Genomic DNA, 23,411 nt, shown 5'->3' on the forward strand with positions numbered 1-23,411 from the left:
ATTTTTAGTTACGAACTAATTCAATTTCAGCTTATTCTTATTCTTATACTGACTCATATCGCTCACTACCACCTGGTCACCCGGCTGCAAGCCACTGACAACTTCTACAAATTCAAAGTTACTGTCTCCCAGTTGTACCTTGCGTTTTACGATTTCCTTATCAGAGTCGCGTACAAAAAGCTCATACTCACCACGGCCTACATAATAAGAAGCATTTGCTATACGCATCACGTCTTCTTTCACAGCATTCATTACATAAACATCCGTCTTTAATCCCGAACGCAAGCGGCGGTTATTATCTTCATTCAACTGTACAGTGAAAGAGATTACTCCGTTCTTCGACAACGGCGTCACACTGCTCACCGTACCTTCCAATTTCTCACTGCCTATTTTTACAATCGCTTTACCTCCCGCTGCCACACGGTCACCGTATGTATCAGCTATTTCACCTTCTACTTTAAAGTGGCTGAGGTCGGAAATCACTGCAAGCTGGCTACCCTGTGAAACCTGCGCACCAATCTGATTATTTATATAGGTAAGAATAGCTTTACGCGGTGAGCGAATCTGTGCATCATCCAGCGTACGTTTCATCTCGGCAAGTCCCTTGCGGAATATGCTGAAATCCAATTCCTGAACTTTATATTCGGCAGCAAGCACTTCCTTTTCATTATCATACTGCTGCTTCAGCTGCTCATATTCCAACTGGGCCACATTATAACTGAGTTCCGCCTGACGTACTTTATCCGTAGTTCCCGAACCCAAGCTGTCGAGATACTGCTCATTACGCAATTCCACTTTTTTACGGTTCAGCTGCATGGCCGATACTTTAATTTTCATAGCCAGATCATTCAGTTTGGTCTGATTATTCACCCGAAGCTGATTCAACTTATAGCTGCGCATCTGCTCTTCGTCCAGCAATTTCTTGTAGTCCGTCTCCACGCTCTGCAAGTCAAGTTTCAAGATCGGTGTACCTATATCCACACTGTCTCCACCTTTCTTATATATCTCGACAATTCGGGTATTGATAGGTGAATTGATGATTTCCTCAAAAGCGGGCACCACTTTTCCTGATGCACTAACACTGACTTCAATCGTACCCTTATCAACCGTAGAAAACACCAGATCTTTTGTTTTCACTCCCGTACGCATAAATGAGATGAGTACGCTGATAACGATTACACTTGCCACGCCGATGCCACCGTAGCGAATAAATTTCTTGTTGCGCTCTTTGTTACGCACTTCTTTCGGAATTTCTCTGTCCATGTTGAATATTGAGTTATTTATTATTTTATTAGTTTTCAACCTGTTCCGCTTTTAAAAACGAACAGGCATATTATTCACATTATTTATATATACTAAATGCGTGCCAAAAATGTAAGTAACTGAAAACAAGACGATAGAGAAAAAAGCAGAGTGTCCGATATCGAACACTCTGTACATTTTCGGATAAGTATATCATACTTCAGGAAGTTCATCCCATGCCATTCGCAATAAAAGCATCAGCAGTTATTTAGCAACAGACAGGCAGTCGTTTACTTTTGCCCTGCTTGTTTTTCATCTCCACAGTAAGTCTTATTGGGTGTTGACCTTGGTTAACAGGCCTATCAACCTTGGCTAACGAATCCGTCAACCTTGGTTAACAAGCCTGTTGACCAAGGTTGGTACCCAATTGTTCCTAAGGATAAACATACTATTCATTAGTCCTGCACGAAATGATCCCTCATGTAAAACAAATGAATGGCTTAGAATCAAACTAAAAAGAGGACAATATGTGTATCAATAATATTGTCATAGTTTCCCATATAAACACATCATAGCGGTCAACGATATTCTGAAACCCTCAAACATTGGTTAATAAGGCGCAACTTATTTCATCCTCCTTGTGATAAGAAAATCCTTTTATATTTTTACCCTCATTATGGAAAATATCAGTATAAAAAAAGTAGAAACGAAGCGTGAAATGGACGATTTTGTGAAGTTCACAAACTGGTTGTATGCAGACTGTCCATACTACGTTCCTGACTTGGAAATGGATATTCGTAATACATTTAACCCGCGTAAGAATGCAGGACTGGAATACTCCGTCCTACAACCTTTTATTGCATATAACGAAGCTGGAAAACCGGTTGGCCGCATAGCGGGTATCATCAACTATCGAGCCAACCAAAAATGGCAAACGAAGAACGTCCGATTCGGATTCATAGACTTTATTGATGATCTGGAAGTATCAGCCGCACTGCTGAAAGCCGTGGAGCAATGGGGCAAGGAACATGGTATGGATTATATACAAGATCCGATGGGCATTTTCGATTTCGACAAGGAAGGGATGCTTATTGAAGATTTCGATAAGCTGGGATCAATGATTACAATATATAACTACCCCTACTATCCCAAACACATGGCCATGTTAGGATATGAAAAGGAAGTGGATTGGGGGCAGGTTTGCATTGAAGTACCCAAAGAAATATCGTCTAAATATGCCCGTGTGACCAAACTTTCGAAAGAGATGTTCAGACTACACGTGAAAAAATTAACCAACGCTGATGTTGTAAAGCACGGTTATGGAAGGAAAGTATTCAAACTCTTAAACACTGCCTATGCTCCCCTCTTCGGCTATACAGAATTATCAGACAAACAAGTGGATATGTATGTCAAACGATACTTCCTGCTGATAGACAAGCAAATGCTGCCCGTCATACCTCGGAAAAACACTCGAAGATGTACGCGATTCGCTATATACCGGAAAAAGCGGCATTATCTTCCGCCAGGAACGCAAAGATGCCGGATTCCGTTCCGCATTATGTGCAGAGGTAGAGCGTCCTGACCTTAAACCGTTCATCCCACGCAATTTACGGCATTTCATGCCCGAGGAAGCTCAATATGCTTATATGGCCACACGGTCGGCCCTCGAAAATGCAAAGCTGGATCAAGATTATATGGACAGAAATGAGATTGGCATTATCTATGGAAACGACTCCGTAGCTGAAGCTACCATGCAGGCGCTCGATAAGTTTCGTGAGTTCAAGGATACATCAGCTTGCGGCAGCGGTGCCATTTTTCAGTCGATGAACTCTACCGTGACGATGAATCTTGCCTGCCTGTTCAAACTGCGCGGTATTAACCTGACGGCCTCAGTCGCATGTGCATCCGGTTCCCAGGCTATAGGATTAGCATACACACTTATACGTAGCGGAATGCAGGATTGCATTATATGAGGCGGTGCTCAGGAAACCAACTTATACAGCGTGGCTTCATTCGACGGCATCCAATCATTCTCTATACGTGAAGACAATCCCGCCAAGGCCAGCCGTCCGTTCGACCGCGACGGTCTGGTACCCGGCAGTGGTGCGGCAACAGTAATCATAGAGAGTTACGAACATGCCGTGAAGCGAGGGGCACCCATACTCGCAGAAATAGTAAGTTGGGGATTCTGGGGCAATGGGGATCATATTTCCACTCCCAATGTAGCAGGGCCGGCCCGTTCGCTTAAATTGTGTCTGAACAAAGGGGGTATATCTCCCCAACAAATAGGTTATATCAATGCACATGCCACCTCTACACGTATCGGAGATAGCAGAGAAGCGTCAGCCACAGCTCAGATATTCGGCGATTGCAGGGTTCCTGTAACCTCCACCAAAAGCCAGACAGGGCATGAGATGTGGATGGCTGGTGCAATCGAAGGGGCACGCTTTCGGGTGAGAGGCACAACGACGCCCGCACTCAATAAAAATTGGTTCTTCGATGGCTATATGGCGTATGGAACGAGAGATGAAAAGCTGAAGTATAATGCCCTTGTTGAATATTCATTCAATGAACGCAAAGAATACGGCAAGGAATTTCCGATAAATTCAATCCGGCTTGAATATATGTATGATATTAACAAGTTGGGACAGCAGTACATGTACACCAACAAAAATAATGTCCTTCTAAGTATCAGACGTCAGAAGGATACACGGGCAACTTATTTGCGACAGGCTGAGCTGACTTACTCTTACGAACAGTATAACGGACTGGCATATAATGCCATTGTTCGTAACCGTCGCGAATATGCCACGGAATATGCTGTTTTCGACCGTATCAATGCAGACGGAACCATCAGCGATGTCAAGCACTATAATATGACGGAACTGGAACTGAAGCTCCGTTATGGCAAAAATGAAAAATTCTATCAGACTCGCAATAGTCGTGTTCCAATTACATTTGATGCTTTAATCTTTAATTTCAGTCATGGCATGGCAAAGAAAAACCTGCTTGGCTCATCCTACGATTATCATCGTACGGATATCGGCATACAGAAACGTTTCTGGTTTTCAGCTTTTGGATATATCGACATTATCACCAAAGCCGGAAAGGTATGGAGCAAAGTTCCGTATCCGCTGTTAATTCTGCCGAATGCAAACCTTTCTTATACCATTCAGCCGGAAGCTTATACGAATATGAACGCCATGGAGTTTATCAGTGACGAATATGTTTCCTGGGATTTGACATACTATATGAATGGAAATCTTCTGAATCGTCTGCCTCTCATCAAGAAATTGAAAGCAAGGGAGATGTTCTGTTTCCGTGGTTTATGGGGACATCTGACGGAGAAGAATAATCCTAAGAATGGAGGGGACGGGCTATATCTTTTTCCAAAGGGTTCATATATATTAGGAAAGGCTCCTTATATGGAAGCAAGTGTGGGCGTTGAGAATATCTTTAAGTTCCTTCGCGTTGATTATGTCTGGCGATTAAACTATCGCAATCATCCGGACATTCAGACAAAGGGAATACGTTGTACAATGAGACTATCATTCTAATATCTCAACTTCTTCAGTTATAACTCCGGATATTATACAAATTATCCCCTATGCCGGCATTATATATTAGTAATGCCTACATAGGGGATTATTATTTAATTGAAGAAAGGTGCTACATATTCCGAAGATTTATTTTGTACGATAATCCGATTCATATTATATTTAATCACAACCGTTTTCGCTTCCTTATCCATCTCAAAAGCATCCATATCCTGATTCAAAGGAATGAAAGAAGGAATTTGTGCAGTGGTATATTCTGCTGCCGAAGGTGTATTTGCAGCTTCCGTTTCACATACCGGAAAACGAATGCCCAAGTCGGCTGCACGTCTGCCTTCTGCCATAAAGATTTCTTGTCGCATCAGATAAAGAACTTCTAAAAGCCCATCGACTGTGGTTGGGGCATCAATCATTTCTTCTGTAACGGAAGTACCGGAAATATAAGGAACAGAAATTAAATGAGGTGACTGACGGTCGAGCACAAGTCCGCTCCTGAATTCATCCTCGGAAGATGCGGCTACCCGGTATTCCGAACTGTTAGGATATTCTTTATACCCTCCGTTATAACGTCCTTCCAACTGATCATTAATATCTGTTGCTACCGGACGATTGTTAACAAGCCTCAACAATGTTTTCAGAAAACCTTTTGCTCCGTTTACATCGTTGTCAGCTAAAGCAGCTTCAGCCAAAATCAAATAGGGTTCTTCCGCTTTGGCAATACAGATAGGACGTGCCTCTTTTGCCTTAGTCTGAAAATATTTCGGATCAAGGAAATCCAAACGAGGCAGTGGTTGGAAATTGGTGCCATAAATATATCCCTGAATAGAACTTATCACATTATTCTCCCCATCAAATGTCACCTGTTTTGTGAAATCCGTCGACAACGTCAAGACATTGCTGGCATACTTCACTGCATTTACTTTATCTCCGAGCCGATAATAGGCACGGGCTATCAAGGTGTTGATAAATGCTGTTTCATCCGTATCACTTGTAAATTTCAGAGCCTCCGTAAATGTAGAGATAGCCAGATTCAGGTTCTCCTTCCAGCCCTTTATCTCTCCCCCGTTTTCAACAGGGAGCGCCCGGAAATATTCTCCTGCCAGGAGATAAGAATATCCCTTGATATAATAGAGATTATAGCGTTGTTCATCTGTAGTAGTTGCATCGGCCTTAGCCACTACTTCTAATCCCTGGATCGCCGTTTCCCGCAATGTACCTACGTGACGCTGCAAATTGGTTACATCTATATCCGTATACAGGATAGTGGGAAAATCGAAAACCTTACTACTCTGGCTATAGTTATTAAAATAATTATCGGAGAGTATTTCAGTCAATTCCACATACGAACCGATAATCGTGGCAAACGAACGGTTGGCTCCGTTCACCCAAGTAGTCATGGCATTAGGAGTCTTCAAAAATGTATCTTCATCTACATTCGGATTAATGATCTCATTCGGTTGTAAAAGTTCACAAGACGAACAGGCACAAGCCAGAGAAGCTATCAATATATAATTCTTAATGTTCATATCTATATTTATTTACGAGTTAAACCAATGATTAAAAAGAGACACGTATCGTTCCCACGTACTGACGGGGAGTGGAATAAGAAGAGTAGTTCAATCCACCTACCGCTACTGCACCTTGCGAACGGGCACCTGCCAAGGCAGCTTCCGGGTCTACCGATGAGGCTGTAAAGGCAAACGGATTATAAACATTGAAAGCCAGATTGACTGATTTCAGATACTTCTTCAGCTTATAATCATAAGCTATTCCGATATTCCTGATTTTCAGGAAATCTGATTTCTCTACGAAAAAGTTAGTGAAATTAAGCCAGTTAGCACCCTGGTCAAGTCCTTCCAGTGCTTTCTCTGGAATAGCATCGTCTTTCAAACCCTTTGAGAAACGGAACTGGCGGTCGAACGAATGTACATAAGCTCCATATTGATAATCACCGCTGAGCATGAACGAAAGATTCTTATAACTTGCCGACAAAGAGAAGTTACCATAAGCTGTAGGAAGTGTAGAGCCCAGATTCTGTAAAGGCAGAATTTCCTTCAGTGAGTTATCCGGATTCAGTACGGCCTTATAACCACGGATGAAACCTACCGGTTCTCCTTCAGCTACCACCGTTTGAACCGTTCGCGAAGAGAAACCGCCAATAGCAAAAGGCACTGCATTACCAATACTCAATACTTTATTATGATTCGTATTATAAGATGCATTCAGGCGAACATTCCAATCTTTTGTATCCACTAATTGCAGCCCTAGGCTCAATTCAATACCTTTATTCTCTATTTCACCGACATTAGACAAATAGTTGGCAGACTGACCGGATGAAGGGAGGGACGGGATACTGAAAAGAGCGTCTTTGGTCAGAGCATAATAATAAGTAAATCCCAAATTCAATACACGATTGAAAAGCACAGCATTAAAACCGGCTTCATACGAATGTTTCTTTTCAGGTGCCAGATCCGGATTTCCATATTTACCAAAAGAAGCGGCTTGCCCTCCCTGGAAAGAATTGAACGCCACAGTACGTTGATATTCAAAAGCAGGAGGATAACTACCGGCAATACCATAATTGGCCAGAATACGGAAACTGCTTACAAGATTATTCTCTTTCAGTCTCTGCATAAAAGGTTCTTCAGAGAGAACATAAGAAAGTCCTACTTTGGGATAATACTGCCAGCCTACATTGTCACCAAAAGCAGTATTATAGTCCGAACGCAATCCCAAATCAATGTAATAGCGGTCCAGGAAACCGATATTTTCCTGAATAAAGTAACCGTAATTATACAGATAGCTTAGCCATTCATTAGAAGTTAACGTTCCCGCACCCTCTATTATCTGGGCACCATCACGTACGTTTGTTCCATTATATACCGACTGGTGGTCATAAGTGCTAAAGAACTGGAAGCCTGCCGTAGAGATCAGACTAAAAACATCTTTATAACGATATTTATGCTGTCCGTTCAAATCCAAAGTCAGACCGAAATAGTTGCGGTCGAAGTTGGAGATACTGCCTGCATCTGAAGTTCCTTCCGGCTTCTGTTGGGTGTGAATCAGATATTCATTAGTTATGATGTTCTTATTGGTATTCAATCGATAATCTACTCCTAATACCCCTTTGAAAGTCAGATTAGCCAGAGGAGCATAGCTCAGAGATTGGGAAGTCTGAAAACGCTTTACGGACTCACGGTTGTTTTGCAATACCTCTGCTTTCGTAACAAAAGCCTTCATCTGAGCAAAAGTATAGTCATCCAAAGCGTCCAGATCAGCGCCATAATTCACCAGTTCGCCCGCTGCATCCGTATACCTGAAATTGGTAGCCGCAGCGCCTTCCGTAAACCATAATCCGGTATATCCTCCCTGGTTACCATTGCGGCTTCTCGCAAAGTCTTCTATCACCATACCAAATGAATTCTGATATTCAAACTGTTCATTGAATTTCATTCTTGAACCGAAACGCAAGTCATATTTACGATCCTCGTTACCATTCTTTATCAGAGTCCCCGTACCGTTACTCATGCTGCCGCCAAAACTATAACCGAACTTCTCTGTTCCACCGTCAAAGCCGATACGGTACTTCTGTGTGAATCCTATCTGATGCAACAGCTCTTTGGTACGTTTAAAATGATAAAACTGGGAAGAAGCAATATCCGCCTCCAATTGAGTTTCGGCAAAGAACGTAGTCTTCTGCTCTGCTCCTTTCTTTGTAAAAATCTGAATAACGCCATTGGCCGCATCTGAACCATAGAGGGTAGTAGCCGCACCACCCGTCACATACTCAATGTGATCGATATTCTCCATCGGAATATCACCGATAGAACCGGTCACTGCACTGTTTCCGCTTAATGAGTTATTCAAAGTTGCACCTGTGTTCATATTATCCACACGCACTCCGTCTACATAAATCACGGGAGTAGAGTTAGAGAAAGCAGAAGATAGACCTCTTGACTTTACCAGTGAAGTTGCACCTGCCTGACCACTGGACATCGTTATCTGCACATTGGGGAGAGCATTTTGCAACACCTGCTCTATACGCCCCTGTTTCATACGTTCCAGTTCCTTACTGCTGACAGTGGTTACATTCGATGATAACCGGCGTTTTTGCACCTCAGCCCCCTGGCCTGTTACCACAACCTCATCCAATTTGAAGTTATCCTGATCAAGTTCCACTTTCAATTCATCGACCGGACTTATAGCAACCAGCTGCGTTTCATATCCTATATAGGACACTTTCAACTTGCTCCCTTGGGCAGCAGTTATTTGAAACACTCCATCTATATCGGTAATGGTACCTACGGATGGATTATCATTCAAAACCAGTGTTACGCCTGCCAACCGTTCCCGCGTCTTCTTATCAAAAACAATTCCCTTCATCCTGATTGTAGAAGCTTTCTTGGAAACTTCTTTTTTGAATATCAGAATTGAATTGTTTTCGATCTTATACCCTATTGTAGCGGGTAGCAATTTCTCCAAGACTTCTGCAATTTCCGCATTCTCTGTCTCAATACTGATTTTTGTATCTACATTAAGCACCTGCGAACTATAGGCTACCGTCAGCCCTGTCTGTTTCGTAATTCTGGCGAAAATTTCCTTTAAGGCAACTTCCCTACACTTCAGAGTTACTTTCTGAGCAGCCATAACAGAAGTCAAGCCCAGAAAAGCCATTAAAACAATCAAAATACCTCGTTTCATTTTTATACGTTAAATGATTAATGAAATTAATTCAATATGATCTTTATACGTACTATTGACACAAAAGGTAAGCTAAAGTGTATAACGGGAACATGTCTTTTACATGTCAATGCTATTTCATTCGTACCCGGATGGTATCTCCCTTCTGAAAACGGACAGGAGAGATTATTTCAAGTGTCTCCATCACTTCTTCCAAAGAGGCTTTCTTCACGCAAAAAGTATAAGAATACTGATAGACAACCGTATCTCCGACACAGAAAGGGACACCGTAATGCAAATCCAATTCTTTCAGCACTTCCTTCATCGGAGTATTCCGGAAATCGATCTCCTGTTCTTTCCAACGAATAAGCCCGCTTACTCCTTCCTGTAATTGAAGCATACAAGCGTTTTTCACCTTATTATATATAAGTGATTCGCCCGGACGCAAAGAGTATTCTTGCCGGTCACCATAAAGTAAATCTACCTGCCCTTCATCCAGTTCAACTATGATGTCCGGTTCGCAAGCATAGGCCTGCAAATGAAAAGAAGTTCCTGTCACTCGGATAGAAGCTTTATCCAAATCAACAATGAAGGGTCTGTGAGAATTCTTGCTCACCTCAAAATAAGCTTCCCCATCCAAAGTCACCCTACGCTCCGTCAGACCGAATTTATCTGGATAACAAAGACGGGAACCGGGATACAAGTAAACACGGGTACCATCCTGAAAAGCTATTTGCATCCGTTCTCCCTTCGCCACACGGATATCCTGGTAAAACGGAGGTTCAAAAAGAGAAACCTGCGTATTAAGATAGAGTAATATGGCTATAACAGCTGCAACGGGTACCACCACCGCTACCACTTTTAGAGTTAGTCCGGCAAAACGTCTTCTCGAAATTTTCTTTTGCAGATTGCAGAATACCCTTTTACGGGATTCTTCACAGACACCATCATCCATATTTTCTCTTTCCTCAAAGAAATCGGCATCCATTTGCGCAGCAAGATACGCCTGCCCTTCATTCGTAGCCAGCCAACGTCCCCACTCCCGTGCCTTTTCCTTACCGGCTTCACCAGCAAGTACCTTATTCATCATTACATCTTTTATTGCATTCATCAATATAATTCTTTGAGGTAGTATTTCAATAACTGTATGGATTGTGTATAATAGTTCTTCACTGTTCCCACAGGTATATTCAGTTTATGAGCTATCTCTTGATTATTCAACCCTTCATATATCTTCAGCAAACATATCTCCCGCTTAGCTCCCGGCAATTGCTTCACAGCCCGGTAGAAGCAACTCAGTTTTCTTTCTTCCTCCAGCTTTTCCTGCAAACCATCGTCTACAATATCATTTTCTTGCTGGATGTTTTCATATTGCCTGACTATCCATTCATTTTTATCACGAATCATATTCAGAACATGATTCTTCGCCATTGTATAAAGGTAATTTTTCAGACTCACCGTAATGCAAACAGAAGAACGGGATTCCCATAAGCGCAAATATACCTGCTGAACCACGTCTTCAGCGAGTTCTCTGTCTTGCAAATACCTGCAAGACAAGGAGTATAGCATAGAATAGTACTTATTATATATCTGCGTAAATGCATCTTGACTGCCTTGTCTGAGCAAGGAAAGCAAGTACTCGTCCTCGTAAAAAGAGTCACCTGTCGCCATAATCGGAATATTTTAAAAGAAAATGCAAAAGTATGCCCAAGAGAAGGACTTTCCGGTTACAAGCAAATTATATTTCTGTTACAAGTCTCTGCCATATACTAAAAATGACCGCTTATGAGCGGTCATTTTTAGTATATGCAATCTATTTTATCTTAATCTTAATCTGTCACCTACTTCCGGTATATATTCATCATCTTTCCGATTCATCTTATACAGGTTCTTCAACCGTATACCATATTTTTGTGAAATGGTATGCATGGAATCACCATCTTTCACAATGTAAACTGTATGTGGCTTAGAGGCTTTCTTTTTCTTACTTTTCAAATAGATAATATCACCCGCTTCCAATGTATAATCCTTATGCAAATCATTATACTTCACCAGTTTCTTCCAACTGATATCGAATTCCTTACCCAGAAAACGGAAAGTATCGCCATCACGAGCTACAACATAAGCTATGTCATTAGCTATATATACCTGATGCGGATTAGCCAGCCAGGGTTTCTTCTTCAATTCCTTTGCCCACTTACGGGCTTCACGCTTACTCATGCCACGACTGTCATACTTATAAAGATCATAATCCTCTATGATTGTTATCAGTCGGTTAGCATAAGAGGGATCAGTTGCATATCCGGCTTTCTTCAGACCACGTGCCCAACCTTTATAATCTGTAACTTTCAGATCAAACAGGAAAGCGTAACGCGCGCCCCTTTTCAGAAAAGCGGAGTGATCTTCATAAGAGTCCCTGGGATTGCTGTATGCACGAAAACATTCATTGCGAGCATCATCATCATGACGCACCGTACGCCCACGCCAGTTACTACCGCATTTAATGCCGAAATGATTATTACTTTTGCGTGCCAGTGCGCTCTGTCCGGCACCACTTTCAAGAAGCCCTTGTGCCAGGGTAATACTGGCAGGTATCTTGTGTTCCTTCATTTGTTGTACGGCAAGCGGAGCATACTTCTCTATATATTCCACGTAACGGGTATTCCGACGCTGCGCCTGGGCGGCAACGGTACAAACCAGAAGTGCCAGGATCGCAGTGAGTCTGATAGCGTTAATTCTATTCATATCAGTAAAAGTTGAAGTACAAAAATCTTAAAAAGAATTGGAATTACCAATCTCTTTTCTAACTTTGTAACATTAATTACAATATACATCACTACCTTATGAAAGATTTGACCTTACAAATTGACATTAAAATATACGATTATAATGAATTAAGTGATGCTGACCGCCAACTGATGGATGCCGCACGCGAAGCTACCCAACGCAGTTATGCCCCCTACTCACACTTCTCCGTGGGTGCCGCTGCACATTTGGCAAATGGTACAGTTGTCACAGGTACCAATCAAGAAAACGCAGCTTATCCATCGGGACTTTGTGCCGAACGTACTACCCTGTTTTATGCAAACTCCCAATATCCCGATCAGGCAGTAGAAACACTTGCCATTGCTGCACGCAATGAACGGGATTTTTTGGATGATCCGATTCCACCCTGTGGTGCATGCCGTCAAGTGATGCTTGAAACAGAAAAACGCTTCAAACAACCGATGCGCATTTTACTCTTCGGGAAAAAGGGTATTTACGAAATGAAGAGTGTAGGCGCTTTGCTGCCTTTGTCATTTGACGCGTCTTCTATGGAATAATACTTCCAAAACTTATTTCTCTATCCATTTACTGACCATCCTACGTAACTCGAGTGGCGAAACAGGTTTGGTCAAAAAGTCATTGCAACCCACATTGAGTGCCAATGCCCTATCATCGTCATAAGCAAATGCCGTAAGTGCAATGATGGGCACCTGAGCACCGCCTTCCCTTAACATAACGACTGTATCTATCCCGTTCATACCCGGCATCTTCATATCCATAAAAATGAGATCAGGAGCTTGAGTATTGAAAAGGTCTATAGCTTCATTGCCGTCATGTGCTCTCAACAGACGGTAATCCTTTCTGAGAAGCGCCTCGATCAACAAATAGTTACTATCTATATCCTCGGCCACCAGAATTAGAGGTTTATAGTTCCTTGAAACGATCTTTATAACTTGCTCTCCACCCTTTATTGCAGCATCCGAATCCAATGAAGCATCGAGTGTATACGGATGTGTAAACCAGAAACACGAACCTTCTCCTTCACGGGAGTTTACTCCAATCTGTCCTCCCATCTGTTCTACTAAACTCTGACATATAGACAAACCAAGACCGGCACCCTGTGAAAAAGAGTCGAGTTTTACAAAACGACTGAAAATCTCATGCTGCTGTTCAACAGGAATACCTTTACCGGTATCCGTTACACAGAAATGCAACAGACCGTCATCTTCCAATCTATAGGAAAGAGTGACCGATCCCTTGGTTGTAAATTTTAAAGCGTTGGTTATGAAGTTAGAAAGCACCTGCATAATTCGATTCTTATCGGCATCAACCATTATCTGCGGTGAACTTTCGTCAAAACGTAACCCCACCGCCTCATCATGTTTTTTATGCGAGCAGGTGGAAATGACTTCGCGGCAAAGTCGGGCCACATCCACTCTTGTTATAATAAGCTCTACTGTACCGGCCTCAATTTTAGAAATATCCAAAATATCAGAAATAAGATTAAGCAGCAGTTCGTTGTTCTCCTCTACCAGAGACATGTACGATTCACGCTCATCATCATCGGCTTCGGCAAGCAGACTTGAAAAGCCCACGATAGCATTCAAAGGAGTGCGTATTTCATGGCTCATGTTCGCAAGGAATGCTGATTTCAGTCTATCCGACTCCTCCGCTTTTTCCTTAGCCTGAATCAGCTCCAGTTCCACCTGCTTACGAGTAGTAATATCAGTGGCCAATTCCATGATTGCCCATCGTCCGTCGAGCCATTTTATCGCCATACTCTGGATGGTATACCAACGTTCAGTAATTGGATTATAGTCTTCCCAGAAATGAACACCTGTAAATTTGCGATCAGCATCGAGCAACTGTGGTTTCGGGCAATGCGCACACAATCCATTCAACCCTGCATTCAGCATTTTCCAGCATTCTGCATTTTCCGAAACCTGTCCGGCTTCTTCCCTGAAAGGCTTATTTGCAAAAAGCACCTTCTGTGTATCATAATCACAAACAAAGATATTGGCATTGATATTATCCAATACTTTTTGCATGGTTCGCTGAGACAATTGCAGGGAAGTTTCTACTTGCCAGCGTTTCGTAGCGGTAGATACAATTTGCGATATTTGGCTCATTAGTTCCACATCTTTTTCGTCCCACTGCTTATTCCAGCAAAAGTTAAATGACAGGAAGCCGAAATGCACCCCCAACTGTGACAAAGGAAAAACAGCAATAGCTTTTACACCCTGAATTTCAAGCATCTGAGTAATAAAGGGATCGAGTGAATAAATATCAGACGTACAGATGATATGGTTTTCTTCGAGCATGTCGAACCAAGGCTTCCCCGCTTCAATAGTCATACTCCGCAAGTAATCTATAGCCGGTTCAATACCATCGTTACACCATTCATTGGTGCATCCGTACGTAATTCCGTCAAGGTGGTTTTCCCATGTTGCCAAACGATCAACGCCGGTATAACGACCGATTTCTGCAAGTGCCATATTCATGGCTGTGGGAATATCTGGTTCCAATTGAAGTATTTGCAGTACCTTAATAAACAATGCCTGCCGCCGATTGGTTGCTTCCAGATTCTCCTGAATGGCAATCAGGTCTCTGGATTTCTCTTCGACCATCTGTTCGAGCCGGGTACGGTACTGTTCCAGTTCCATACCGACTTCTTCTTGTTCGGAATCAGTAGATTTCATATTTGATTGATAACTGTAAATTGAATAAAATGATTACTTGAACTCTAACGAGCCATATCACATATTTTGCAAATATATGGATTTATTTTACAAATAAAAATTTTCCTATAAAAAGCTATTTCCAAAAGAAATGTTTATCTTTGCGCCCACTAACTAATAATTGCTACGATGAGAATTTCTAAGTAAAGACAAACATTTCGGTAAACATCACTTTTCACATGCTTTATAATTCAGAATGCTGAGCATCACAAACGTGAATGTTTAGCCAATACTGTGTTTGTCTATTCCCTCCAAAATCGAGATTTTATTGTATCAGAAGTCCTTTTGATACAGTGTATTCACTTCTTTAAACACAGTATTTACCATGAGTATTATTATCAGAGACCTTAGTTATGTCCATTCCGACAAAGAAATCCTGTTCCAACATTTGAACCTCATTGTCAATCCGGGGGATAAAATGGCACTGACCGGAAACAACGGTTGTGGAAAGTCCACTTTAATGAAGATTATTGCAGGAGATTTATCCGCTACAAGGGGAACTGTCAGTCATCCGGAACATCTTTACTATGTGCCACAACATTTCGGGCAATATGATGATCAGACTATTGCACAGGCTTTAAGGATAGATGGCAAACTGGAAGCTTTACATGCCATCCTGAATGGAGATGTATCCGAAAAACATTTCACCGCACTAAATGATGACTGGAATATTGAAGAACGTACCCAAGCTGCCTTGTCGGCCTGGGGAATGGATAGTATTCCCCTCTCCCGCCTGATGAACGGATTAAGTGGAGGAGAAAAAACACGTATCTTCCTTGCCGGTATGGAACTACACTCACCTGCCGCTATTTTACTGGATGAACCAACAAATCATCTAGATACAGCAGGAAGACAACGGCTATATGATCTTGTACAGCGTACTCCTGCCATTGTACTTGTCATCAGCCACGACCGGGCTTTACTAAACCTATTACCTACCATTTGTGAATTATCTTCTACCGGACTGACTTTCTATGGTGGTAATTATGATTTTTTTAAAGAACAAAAGGGCATCCGGTTGAATGCTTTGCAAGAACAATTAGAAGAAAAGCAAAAAGCTCTGCGACTTGCCCGGAAAACAGCCCGTGAATTGGCAGAACAGAAGGCAAAACAAAATGTACGGGGTGAGAAAGCTGCCATCAAAAAAGGAATCCCCCGTATTATGATGGGTGCTATGAAGAACAGAGCGGAAGCAAGCACTAATAAACTGAAAAGTGTGCATACTGAAAAAGCGGAGAAGTTGCAACAGGACATGCAGCACATTAAGAGTGCTTTACCTCTTGCGGAGAAATTAAAAACGAATTTCAATGCTTCCACCCTGCATGAAGGTAAAATATTGGCTACTGCGAAGGAACTGAACTTTCAATATCCGGACGCTCCCCAGCCTATGTGGAAAATCCCGTTGAGTTTTCAACTACGGAGTGGCAACCGCTGCTATATTGAAGGCAATAATGGCAGCGGCAAAACCACATTGTTGAAACTACTTTGCGGAGATCTTTCTGCCGTCAGTGGAACACTTGACCGTATTGATTTCAGCACAGTTTATCTGGATCAGGAATATTCTCTTATCCATAATGAATATAGTATTCTGGAACAGGCGGAATATTTCAATCGGCGCCATCTGCCGGAGCATGAGCTGAAAACGATATTGAATCGTTATCTCTTCCCGGCAGCTACATGGAACAAGTCTTGCAGATTACTTAGTGGTGGAGAAAAGATGCGCCTTTCCTTCTGTTGCCTGATGATTGCAGATAACACCCCGGATGTTTTCATACTGGACGAACCAACCAATAATCTGGATATTGAAAGTATCGAGATCATTACAGCAACTATCCGGGACTATACAGGAACGGTAATCGCCATATCACATGATAAGGAATTTCTGAAAGAAATAAACTGTAAATCATGGGTTAAGTTAGAAAGCAAATAGCTTACTACCTTTTTTCTCTTACTTACTACGAAAGGTTTACTAGTTGTACAACTTATACAGCCTGGGTTATACAACTCAACACGTATGAGTTATACAACTGGTAAGGTTTTTGTAATAGATAAGACAAGAAGGAGCCATAAGTATAAAGGTTCTTCCGTTAAATCATAAAAAAAGTACTATTTTTGCAATTGAAGGCATATTAAGAATCACTTCATCAACGAGAAGAAAAAGAATATAAATCAATACGTTATGGCAGGCATCAAAGATTTAGGGACATTATTATCCAGTATCGATCCTGTTCTGGATGAACGCAGTTTTGTTTTTTGTACTTTTCCCGAATTCCATTGGGATGATGTACATCAATTGAACCCCATCGGCTTTTTCCATGAAAAAGAGGGACTGACGCTTATCATCACCCAACAAGAGGCTATTGATAAAAATATAGATTATGAATCTGTTTATAAGCTCATTTCCCTAAATGTACATTCAAGCTTGGACGCTGTTGGATTAACAGCCGCATTTTCAACTAAATTGGCAGAAAAGAATATTAGTGCCAATGTGGTTGCTGCGTACTACCATGATCACATTTTTGTGCCTGAAGAAAAAGCAGAGCAAGCTTTAGCCGCTATTTCCGAGTTTCGTCTACAAAGCCATCCGGTTCGTCTCAAATAAAAGAGTAGCGTATTGCAGAGACCTATCTTTGTCGCATTAAACCAAAAACGATAAAGATGGATAAAACTAAAGTATTAGTAATAATTGCATTACTAATTTCAATTTGCTCTTTCGGAAAAGAAATTTCTAATATCCCCGGACAAGCATCGGTTGATAATGAGAATATCCCACAAAGTAGTGGACGCCCCGTACAAACACTGCGAGGAGTAGTCAATGACCGGGCATCAGGACATCCTATTCCGTATGCTACGATACAGTTGACGGATATTCCGGGATTAGGGATGATGTGCGATAGTCTCGGACGTTTCGCACTTCCAAAAGTTCCGGTAGGCCGTCATTCTGTACAAGCCTCTTTCATGGGATATGAGTCAGCGACTGTACGGGAAATCCTGGTGACTTCCGCTAAGGAAGTTTATCTGGAAATAGCTTTGCAGGAAAGCGTAAACGAACTGAGCGAAGTAGTGGTCCGTGCGCACAACCGGAACGAAGCCATGAATAAAATGGCTGTTGCAGGAGCACGTATGCTCAGCGTGGAAGAAGCGAGTCGCTATGCAGGTGGATTTGATGATCCGGCCCGACTGGTTGCTTCATTTGCCGGAGTAACGCCAAGCGTTTCCAATAATGGTATATCTATCCACGGTAATGCCCCGCATTTATTGCAGTGGCGACTGGAAGATGTGGAAATTCCCAATCCAAACCATTTCGCAGATATCGCCACTTTAGGAGGTGGAATTCTGTCCTCACTCAGTGCACAGGTTTTAGGAAACTCCGACTTCTTCACAGGTGCTTTTCCGGCAGAATACGGCAATGCTGTTTCCGGTGTCTTCGACATGAAGCTACGCAACGGAAACAACCAGCGAAATGAAAACACATTCCAGATAGGCATCATGGGAATAGATTTCGCCTCCGAAGGTCCGTTAAACAAGAAACATAAGGCTTCGTATATCTTCAATTACCGCTACTCCACTACAGGATTACTGAACGTTGACTTAGGTGGAAAGATGGACTATCAAGACCTGAACTTCAAACTAAACTTCCCCACCCGCCACGCAGGTACCTTTGCCGTATGGGGTACTGCATTACTTGACAAATATAAAAGCTCACTCGAGAAGAATCCGGATAAATGGGATTACCTGGAAGATGCCGGACAGGGACGTTCTACGCAGTACATGGCAGCCGGAGGTGTTACCCATCGCTACTTCTTTAATGAAAACACGTTGCTGAAAACCACACTTGCCGGAACCTATTCCGACCAAGAGGCCATACAAACCACTTATGACAGAGAATTTAATCCTTCACCTAACATCGATCAGAATAGCAGAAGCACAAACCTGATACTGACTTCGTCACTGAACCGGAAAGTAAATAACCGTTTTACCAATAAAACCGGATTAACCTTTACACAAATGTTCTACAACATGAATTTAGAACTCGCTCCATTCATTGATCAACCGTTGGAAACAATCTCAAAAGGAGACGGAAACACCAGTTTGATTTCAGCCTACAACAGTTCTGCATGGGGAATAAACGATAAACTAAGCCTGAACTTCGGCCTGCACGGACAATTACTCACACTGAATAATCGTTGGACCCTTGAGCCACGTGCCAGCCTGAAATGGCAAACAAATACTCGGACTTCCTTTGCTTTGGCTTATGGTATGTATAGCCGTATGGAAAAAATGGACGTTTACTTTGTAAAGACGCAAAGTACCGGTGACCGATCAGTAAACAAAAACCTCGATTTCACCAAAGCACACCATCTGATGCTTTCATTCGCCTATAAGGTTTCAGAAAATACAAGTCTGAAAGTGGAACCTTACATTCAGTTCCTATACGATGTGCCTGTCATGCGCGATAGTTCTTTTTCAGTACTTAACCGAGATGAATTTTTCGTGGAAAATGCTTTAGTGAACAAAGGACGAGGGCGCAACTTCGGTGTAGACTTCACTTGGGAACGGGCACTGAACAAAGGCCTCTACTACATGATAACTGCCTCCCTGTTCGATTCCCGTTATTGCGGTGGCGACGGTGTCTGGCACAACACACGCTTTAACCGAAAATATGTATTGAACGGGCTAATCGGCAAAGAATGGATGCTGGGACGCAACAAACAAAACATTCTCAGTGTCAACCTGAAGCTCACTCTGCAAGGCGGAGAACGCTATGCTCCGATAGACGTGGAAGCAACGATGGATCACCCCGATAAAGAAGTGCAGTATGATGAAACGCGGGCATATTCCATTCAGCGTTCTCCAATGTTGATTGGTAATTATACAGTAAGCTACCGCATCAATAAACGACATGTATCTCATGAATTCTCCGTGAAAGGCCTCAACTTTACGGGCAGCAAAGAGTTCATCCAGCATCTTTATAATATAAAAACAGGAAAGATAGAGGCAAGTGAACAGAAAACAGGTCTGACCAATATCAGCTACAAAATAGAGTTTTAATTTAGGATAATCCAGTGTTTTATATGAATTTATTCTATCTTCGTCATCTCAAATGAAAGATACTTCCATGAAAGTAATACCTATTATAGGCAATGATAATTCTTTTCTATACCGCTTCCTCGTCAGTTCGCACTTCCGGGTAGCCAGACATATCACTGTCATCGCGGCACTACTTGTCATAGCCTGTAATCTGGTATTATTCAGTTGTCAGGGCTATATAGAGATGTTGGGTAAGTGGACCTATCTTCTTATCTTCAATATGTTTCTGCTCTATGGTTCCATTTTCTACTTCAATTTGCTCTATCTGGTACCCCGTTACTTGCTCAAACAAAGATATCTGACATATATTCTTTCCCTCTCAACCGCTTTAATCGTAGTTTTTATCTTTCAAGCTACACAGGAGTATATTGTATCCGATATCTTTTTAGTTCCTAACATTTATGTCGGATACTCTAAAGTGGCATTTGTGATGGACTATCTTTCCTCTTTCCCATTAACGCTCCTCAGTATCATGGGCGGTGGCATGACTGTCTTGCTGCGGCTTTGGATACTGGAAAACCAACGAGTGATGCAATTGGAAAAAATCAGGTTGCAGTCTGAGATAGAACATCTGAAAGAACAAATTAGTCCTTCCATGTTATTCCGGGTACTCCACTATTCAGGAGAGCAGGCATTGGTAAATCCGGGAAAGGCTTCGAAAATGTTAATGAAACTGAGCCAGATACTCCGGTATCAGTTGTATGACTGTAACCGGGAAAAAGTGCTGTTAAATACAGAAATCAAATTCCTCACCAATTATTTGGAACTGGAACAACTTGTCTCCGGCAAATTTGATTTCCACATGAACGCATCGGGAGAGACAGGACGCACTTTTGTATTCCCATTGCTTTTCATCCCTTTTATACAGTACACCGTAAAACAAATCGAAACGCAGGAAGAACATCCTGCATCCATTGACATCCATCTGCACGCAGAAGATGAGAATATTCAGTTCAATTGCCAGGTATCCATACCTTGCTTGGAACCGGAACAGGAATTAAATAAAATCCGGCAACGTCTTGATTTGCAATACGGAGAGAACTACCGGCTGGAATTAACCGACCAAAGCATTCAGCTTGAATTGAAAGGAGGTGGAAAATGATCAATAACCGTTTTACCAATTTCCTGCTTGCTCCACGTTATCGGACGGCAAGGCATCTGTTTCTGCAATTCGTGGTATTTATGATTACAGTAAACATACTTTGGAATGTCCCCATGCGACCACTCAGCTTCCCTCAAAGGTTGCTGGGATGGGCCATCTATTTTATTTCCATTGATGCAGTTTTCTATATCAATCTTTATTGGCTATTCCCTCGCTTCCTGCTGAAAAATCGCCTGTTGATATATGCCCTCGGTGTATCCGGAGTTAGTCTGATAGTCATTATAGCTGTAGCCATATTCCAAATTTTCACCATCGACATTTCTGTTCCCTCATCCGATAACGGTCTGTTGCCTATCGTGGTAAATGCTATATCAGGAGTATTAGCCATGGGATTTACCGTAGCCGGAATGTCCGCCATACTCCTGCTCCGTCACTGGATACTCTATAACCAGCGTGTAGATGAGATCCAATCTGCCACTCTGCATTCTGAATTGAAGTTTCTCAAAAACCAGATAAATCCTCACTTCTTATTCAATATGCTGAATAATGCCAATGTACTCATTCGAAAAAATCCCGCAGAAGCATCTAAAGTATTATTCAAGCTTGAAGATTTATTGCGTTACCAGATGAATGATAATTTCCGCGAACATGTACCTCTCCGTTCCGATATCCATTTCCTGAACGATTATTTGAATCTGGAAAAAGTACGGCGTGACCACTTTGACTACGATATCACAGAGGAAGGTAATATCGATGGCATACAATTGCCGGCCTTACTATTCATTCCCTTTGTAGAGAATGCAGTGAAACATAATTTCGATAGTGAACATCCGTCATACGTTCACCTTTTCTTCAAGGTTGATGATAATCAATTGGAATTCCAATGTGAAAACTCCAAGCCTGCCGTAGCAACAGGCAAGAGCCGTGTAGGCGGAATCGGACTAACAAACATCCGACGTCGGCTCGAACTCTTATATGTCGGTCGCTATTTACTGGAAGTGTCCGAGACAGAAAACAAATATGTAGTAAATTTAAAGCTGAACTTATGAATTGTATTATAATAGATGATGAACCCCTGGCACGCGAGGCTATGGAAATGCTGGTAGAAGAAAATAAAGAGCTCTGCTTACTGAGCATGTTCAACAATGCAGTGTCCGCTGCACGGTTTATGGAAGAACATTCTGTCGATCTAATCTTTCTGGATATCCAGATGCCCGGTATCACCGGCATAGAGTTCGCACATACTGTCTCCAAACGAACACTTATCATCTTCACCACTGCCTATACGGAATATGCACTGGATAGCTATGAAGTCGATGCCATCGACTATCTGGTCAAGCCGATAGAAACAGAACGTTTCCAGAAAGCTGTACAGAAGGCTCTCTCCTATCATTCATTATTGATGAAAGAAGAAAAAGAGGCCATCGAAGCCAATGTATCTTCCGAGTATTTCTTTGTCAAGTCCGAACGGAAATATTTCAAAGTAAACTATGCCGATATTCTCTTCATCGAAGGATTGAAAGACTATGTAATCCTTCAATTACCGGAGCAGCGCATCATAACCCGTATGAATATGAAAGGCATCTCCGAGCTCCTGCCCCAGGATCTGTTCCTCCGTGTAAACAAGTCCTATATCGTCAATACCCGTCACATCGATTCATTTGATAACAATGACATCTATATAGGCAATTATGAGATTGCCATAGGCAACAGCTACCGCGATACATTCTTTGAAGAATTTCTAATGAAAGGAAAAAGAAAAGGATAATATAAAAAATAATGATGTACATTTGTATTTTGGAATTAAGCAACTTAACAAGTTTACAGATATGATACAAATTCGTCCCAGCCAACTTTCTGACTTAGACCGCCTGATGGAGATATTCGATCATGCCCGCAAGTTTATGGCATCCGTAGGAAACGGAAACCAGTGGATCAACGGCTACCCGCAGCGTGAACTGATTGCCAAAGAAATCACCGACGGACATTGCTATGCATGTGAAAATGAGCACGGAAAAATCATCGGAACATTTTGTTTTGTTCCGAGTCCCGACCCCTTTTATGCCATTATCGAAGATGGAGCCTGGCTGAATGATGATCCCTATTATGTGATTCACCGTATCGCTTCCGACGGAAGTCATAAAGGCATTGGCGATATCTGTTTAAATTGGTGCGCCAAGCAATATCCAAGCTTACGTGCGGACACACATAAAGACAATATCATCATGCAAAACCTCC

The 23,411-nt window shown here is 42.1% G+C and carries 17 protein-coding genes and 2 pseudogenes; 12 read left to right on the plus strand and 7 right to left on the minus strand.

What is annotated here, in order from left to right:
- Positions 1–15: 15 nt before the first annotated feature.
- A complete protein-coding gene (locus BN161_RS21515; RefSeq protein ID WP_044270151.1) occupies positions 16–1,263 on the minus strand; it encodes an efflux RND transporter periplasmic adaptor subunit in 1,248 nt (415 codons plus the stop codon).
- A gap of 655 nt (positions 1,264–1,918) precedes the next feature.
- Here BN161_RS21515 and BN161_RS30865 point away from each other — a divergent pair.
- The 4 genes and pseudogenes from BN161_RS30865 to BN161_RS21530 all read left to right on the plus strand — a co-directional run.
- Entirely contained in the window at positions 1,919–2,824 is a 906-nt protein-coding gene (locus BN161_RS30865) for a hypothetical protein (RefSeq protein ID WP_262483932.1), read from the plus strand.
- A complete protein-coding gene (locus tag BN161_RS30870) occupies positions 2,757–3,215 on the plus strand; it encodes a beta-ketoacyl synthase N-terminal-like domain-containing protein (protein ID WP_262483933.1) in 459 nt (152 codons plus the stop codon). The genes BN161_RS30865 and BN161_RS30870 overlap by 68 nt, the downstream gene beginning before the upstream one ends.
- 168 nt (positions 3,216–3,383) lie before the next feature.
- A pseudogene (locus tag BN161_RS31095) lies at positions 3,384–3,668 on the plus strand (beta-ketoacyl-[acyl-carrier-protein] synthase family protein); the annotation flags it as partial.
- A gap of 3 nt (positions 3,669–3,671) precedes the next feature.
- Positions 3,672–4,799 (plus strand): annotated as a pseudogene (locus BN161_RS21530) (DUF5686 family protein); the annotation flags it as partial.
- A gap of 95 nt (positions 4,800–4,894) precedes the next feature.
- On the opposite strand, the gene BN161_RS21535 reads toward BN161_RS21530, so the two are convergent.
- The 5 genes from BN161_RS21535 to BN161_RS21555 all read right to left on the minus strand — a co-directional run bounded on the left by BN161_RS21535 (position 4,895) and on the right by BN161_RS21555 (position 12,221).
- Positions 4,895–6,322, minus strand: coding sequence for a hypothetical protein (locus BN161_RS21535; RefSeq protein ID WP_044270152.1), 1,428 nt, complete (start codon positions 6,320–6,322; stop codon positions 4,895–4,897).
- Between the two features lie 31 nt (positions 6,323–6,353).
- Positions 6,354–9,497, minus strand: coding sequence for a SusC/RagA family TonB-linked outer membrane protein (locus BN161_RS21540; protein WP_044270153.1), 3,144 nt, complete (start codon positions 9,495–9,497; stop codon positions 6,354–6,356).
- A 112-nt stretch (positions 9,498–9,609) separates the two neighbouring features.
- Positions 9,610–10,587 (minus strand): FecR family protein, encoded by a 978-nt coding sequence (locus tag BN161_RS21545; protein ID WP_044270154.1) that lies wholly within the window; start codon positions 10,585–10,587, stop codon positions 9,610–9,612.
- Entirely contained in the window at positions 10,587–11,147 is a 561-nt protein-coding gene (locus BN161_RS21550) for an RNA polymerase sigma factor (protein ID WP_044270156.1), read from the minus strand. The genes BN161_RS21545 and BN161_RS21550 overlap by 1 nt, the downstream gene beginning before the upstream one ends.
- Positions 11,148–11,294: 147 nt before the next feature.
- Entirely contained in the window at positions 11,295–12,221 is a 927-nt protein-coding gene (locus tag BN161_RS21555) for a glucosaminidase domain-containing protein (protein ID WP_044270157.1), read from the minus strand.
- Between the two features lie 98 nt (positions 12,222–12,319).
- Here BN161_RS21555 and cdd point away from each other — a divergent pair, with 98 nt between their 5' ends.
- Positions 12,320–12,799: a cytidine deaminase gene (gene cdd, locus BN161_RS21560; protein ID WP_044270158.1), complete on the plus strand. Its 480-nt coding sequence runs from the start codon at positions 12,320–12,322 to the stop codon at positions 12,797–12,799.
- A gap of 12 nt (positions 12,800–12,811) precedes the next feature.
- Here the strand turns inward: cdd and BN161_RS21565 are convergent, their stop codons facing one another.
- Positions 12,812–14,941 (minus strand): GAF domain-containing hybrid sensor histidine kinase/response regulator, encoded by a 2,130-nt coding sequence (locus BN161_RS21565; protein WP_044270159.1) that lies wholly within the window; start codon positions 14,939–14,941, stop codon positions 12,812–12,814.
- A 364-nt stretch (positions 14,942–15,305) separates the two neighbouring features.
- Between BN161_RS21565 and BN161_RS21570 the strand changes: the two genes are divergently transcribed.
- The 7 genes from BN161_RS21570 to BN161_RS21600 form a co-directional block, all read left to right on the plus strand.
- Complete coding sequence (locus BN161_RS21570) at positions 15,306–16,910, plus strand: ABC-F family ATP-binding cassette domain-containing protein (protein WP_044270160.1); 1,605 nt, start codon at positions 15,306–15,308, stop codon at positions 16,908–16,910.
- A 249-nt stretch (positions 16,911–17,159) separates the two neighbouring features.
- Positions 17,160–17,582: an ACT domain-containing protein gene (locus BN161_RS21575; protein WP_044270161.1), complete on the plus strand. Its 423-nt coding sequence runs from the start codon at positions 17,160–17,162 to the stop codon at positions 17,580–17,582.
- A 56-nt stretch (positions 17,583–17,638) separates the two neighbouring features.
- Complete coding sequence (locus BN161_RS21580; RefSeq protein ID WP_044270162.1) at positions 17,639–20,032, plus strand: TonB-dependent receptor; 2,394 nt, start codon at positions 17,639–17,641, stop codon at positions 20,030–20,032.
- Between the two features lie 67 nt (positions 20,033–20,099).
- Complete coding sequence (locus BN161_RS21585) at positions 20,100–21,173, plus strand: sensor histidine kinase (protein ID WP_044270163.1); 1,074 nt, start codon at positions 20,100–20,102, stop codon at positions 21,171–21,173.
- A complete protein-coding gene (locus BN161_RS21590) occupies positions 21,170–22,222 on the plus strand; it encodes a sensor histidine kinase (RefSeq protein WP_044270165.1) in 1,053 nt (350 codons plus the stop codon). Before BN161_RS21585 ends, BN161_RS21590 begins: the two co-directional genes overlap by 4 nt.
- Positions 22,219–22,941, plus strand: coding sequence for a LytR/AlgR family response regulator transcription factor (locus BN161_RS21595; RefSeq protein WP_007216376.1), 723 nt, complete (start codon positions 22,219–22,221; stop codon positions 22,939–22,941). The genes BN161_RS21590 and BN161_RS21595 overlap by 4 nt, the downstream gene beginning before the upstream one ends.
- A 61-nt stretch (positions 22,942–23,002) precedes the next feature.
- On the plus strand, positions 23,003–23,411 hold a 409-nt coding region (locus tag BN161_RS21600), incomplete at its 3' end, for an acetyltransferase (protein ID WP_044270170.1).

Origin of the sequence: Bacteroides timonensis (assembly GCF_000513195.1) — a bacterium.
In the GTDB taxonomy this organism is placed as follows: Bacteria; Bacteroidota; Bacteroidia; order Bacteroidales; family Bacteroidaceae; genus Bacteroides; species Bacteroides timonensis.

Bases quoted from the DNA above. Each gene is read 5' to 3' on its own strand.
- BN161_RS21515 (WP_044270151.1), bottom strand. From the start codon at position 1,263: ATGGACAGAGAAATTCCGAAAGAAGTGCGTAACAAAGAGCGCAACAAG.
- BN161_RS30865 (WP_262483932.1), top strand. From the start codon at position 1,919: ATGGAAAATATCAGTATAAAAAAAGTAGAAACGAAGCGTGAAATGGAC.
- BN161_RS21535 (WP_044270152.1), bottom strand. From the start codon at position 6,322: ATGAACATTAAGAATTATATATTGATAGCTTCTCTGGCTTGTGCCTGT.
- BN161_RS21540 (WP_044270153.1), bottom strand. From the start codon at position 9,497: ATGAAACGAGGTATTTTGATTGTTTTAATGGCTTTTCTGGGCTTGACT.
- BN161_RS21545 (WP_044270154.1), bottom strand. From the start codon at position 10,587: ATGAATGCAATAAAAGATGTAATGATGAATAAGGTACTTGCTGGTGAA.
- BN161_RS21550 (WP_044270156.1), bottom strand. From the start codon at position 11,147: ATGGCGACAGGTGACTCTTTTTACGAGGACGAGTACTTGCTTTCCTTG.
- BN161_RS21555 (WP_044270157.1), bottom strand. From the start codon at position 12,221: ATGAATAGAATTAACGCTATCAGACTCACTGCGATCCTGGCACTTCTG.
- cdd (WP_044270158.1), top strand. From the start codon at position 12,320: ATGAAAGATTTGACCTTACAAATTGACATTAAAATATACGATTATAAT.
- BN161_RS21565 (WP_044270159.1), bottom strand. From the start codon at position 14,941: ATGAAATCTACTGATTCCGAACAAGAAGAAGTCGGTATGGAACTGGAA.
- BN161_RS21570 (WP_044270160.1), top strand. From the start codon at position 15,306: ATGAGTATTATTATCAGAGACCTTAGTTATGTCCATTCCGACAAAGAA.
- BN161_RS21575 (WP_044270161.1), top strand. From the start codon at position 17,160: ATGGCAGGCATCAAAGATTTAGGGACATTATTATCCAGTATCGATCCT.
- BN161_RS21580 (WP_044270162.1), top strand. From the start codon at position 17,639: ATGGATAAAACTAAAGTATTAGTAATAATTGCATTACTAATTTCAATT.
- BN161_RS21585 (WP_044270163.1), top strand. From the start codon at position 20,100: ATGAAAGTAATACCTATTATAGGCAATGATAATTCTTTTCTATACCGC.
- BN161_RS21590 (WP_044270165.1), top strand. From the start codon at position 21,170: ATGATCAATAACCGTTTTACCAATTTCCTGCTTGCTCCACGTTATCGG.
- BN161_RS21595 (WP_007216376.1), top strand. From the start codon at position 22,219: ATGAATTGTATTATAATAGATGATGAACCCCTGGCACGCGAGGCTATG.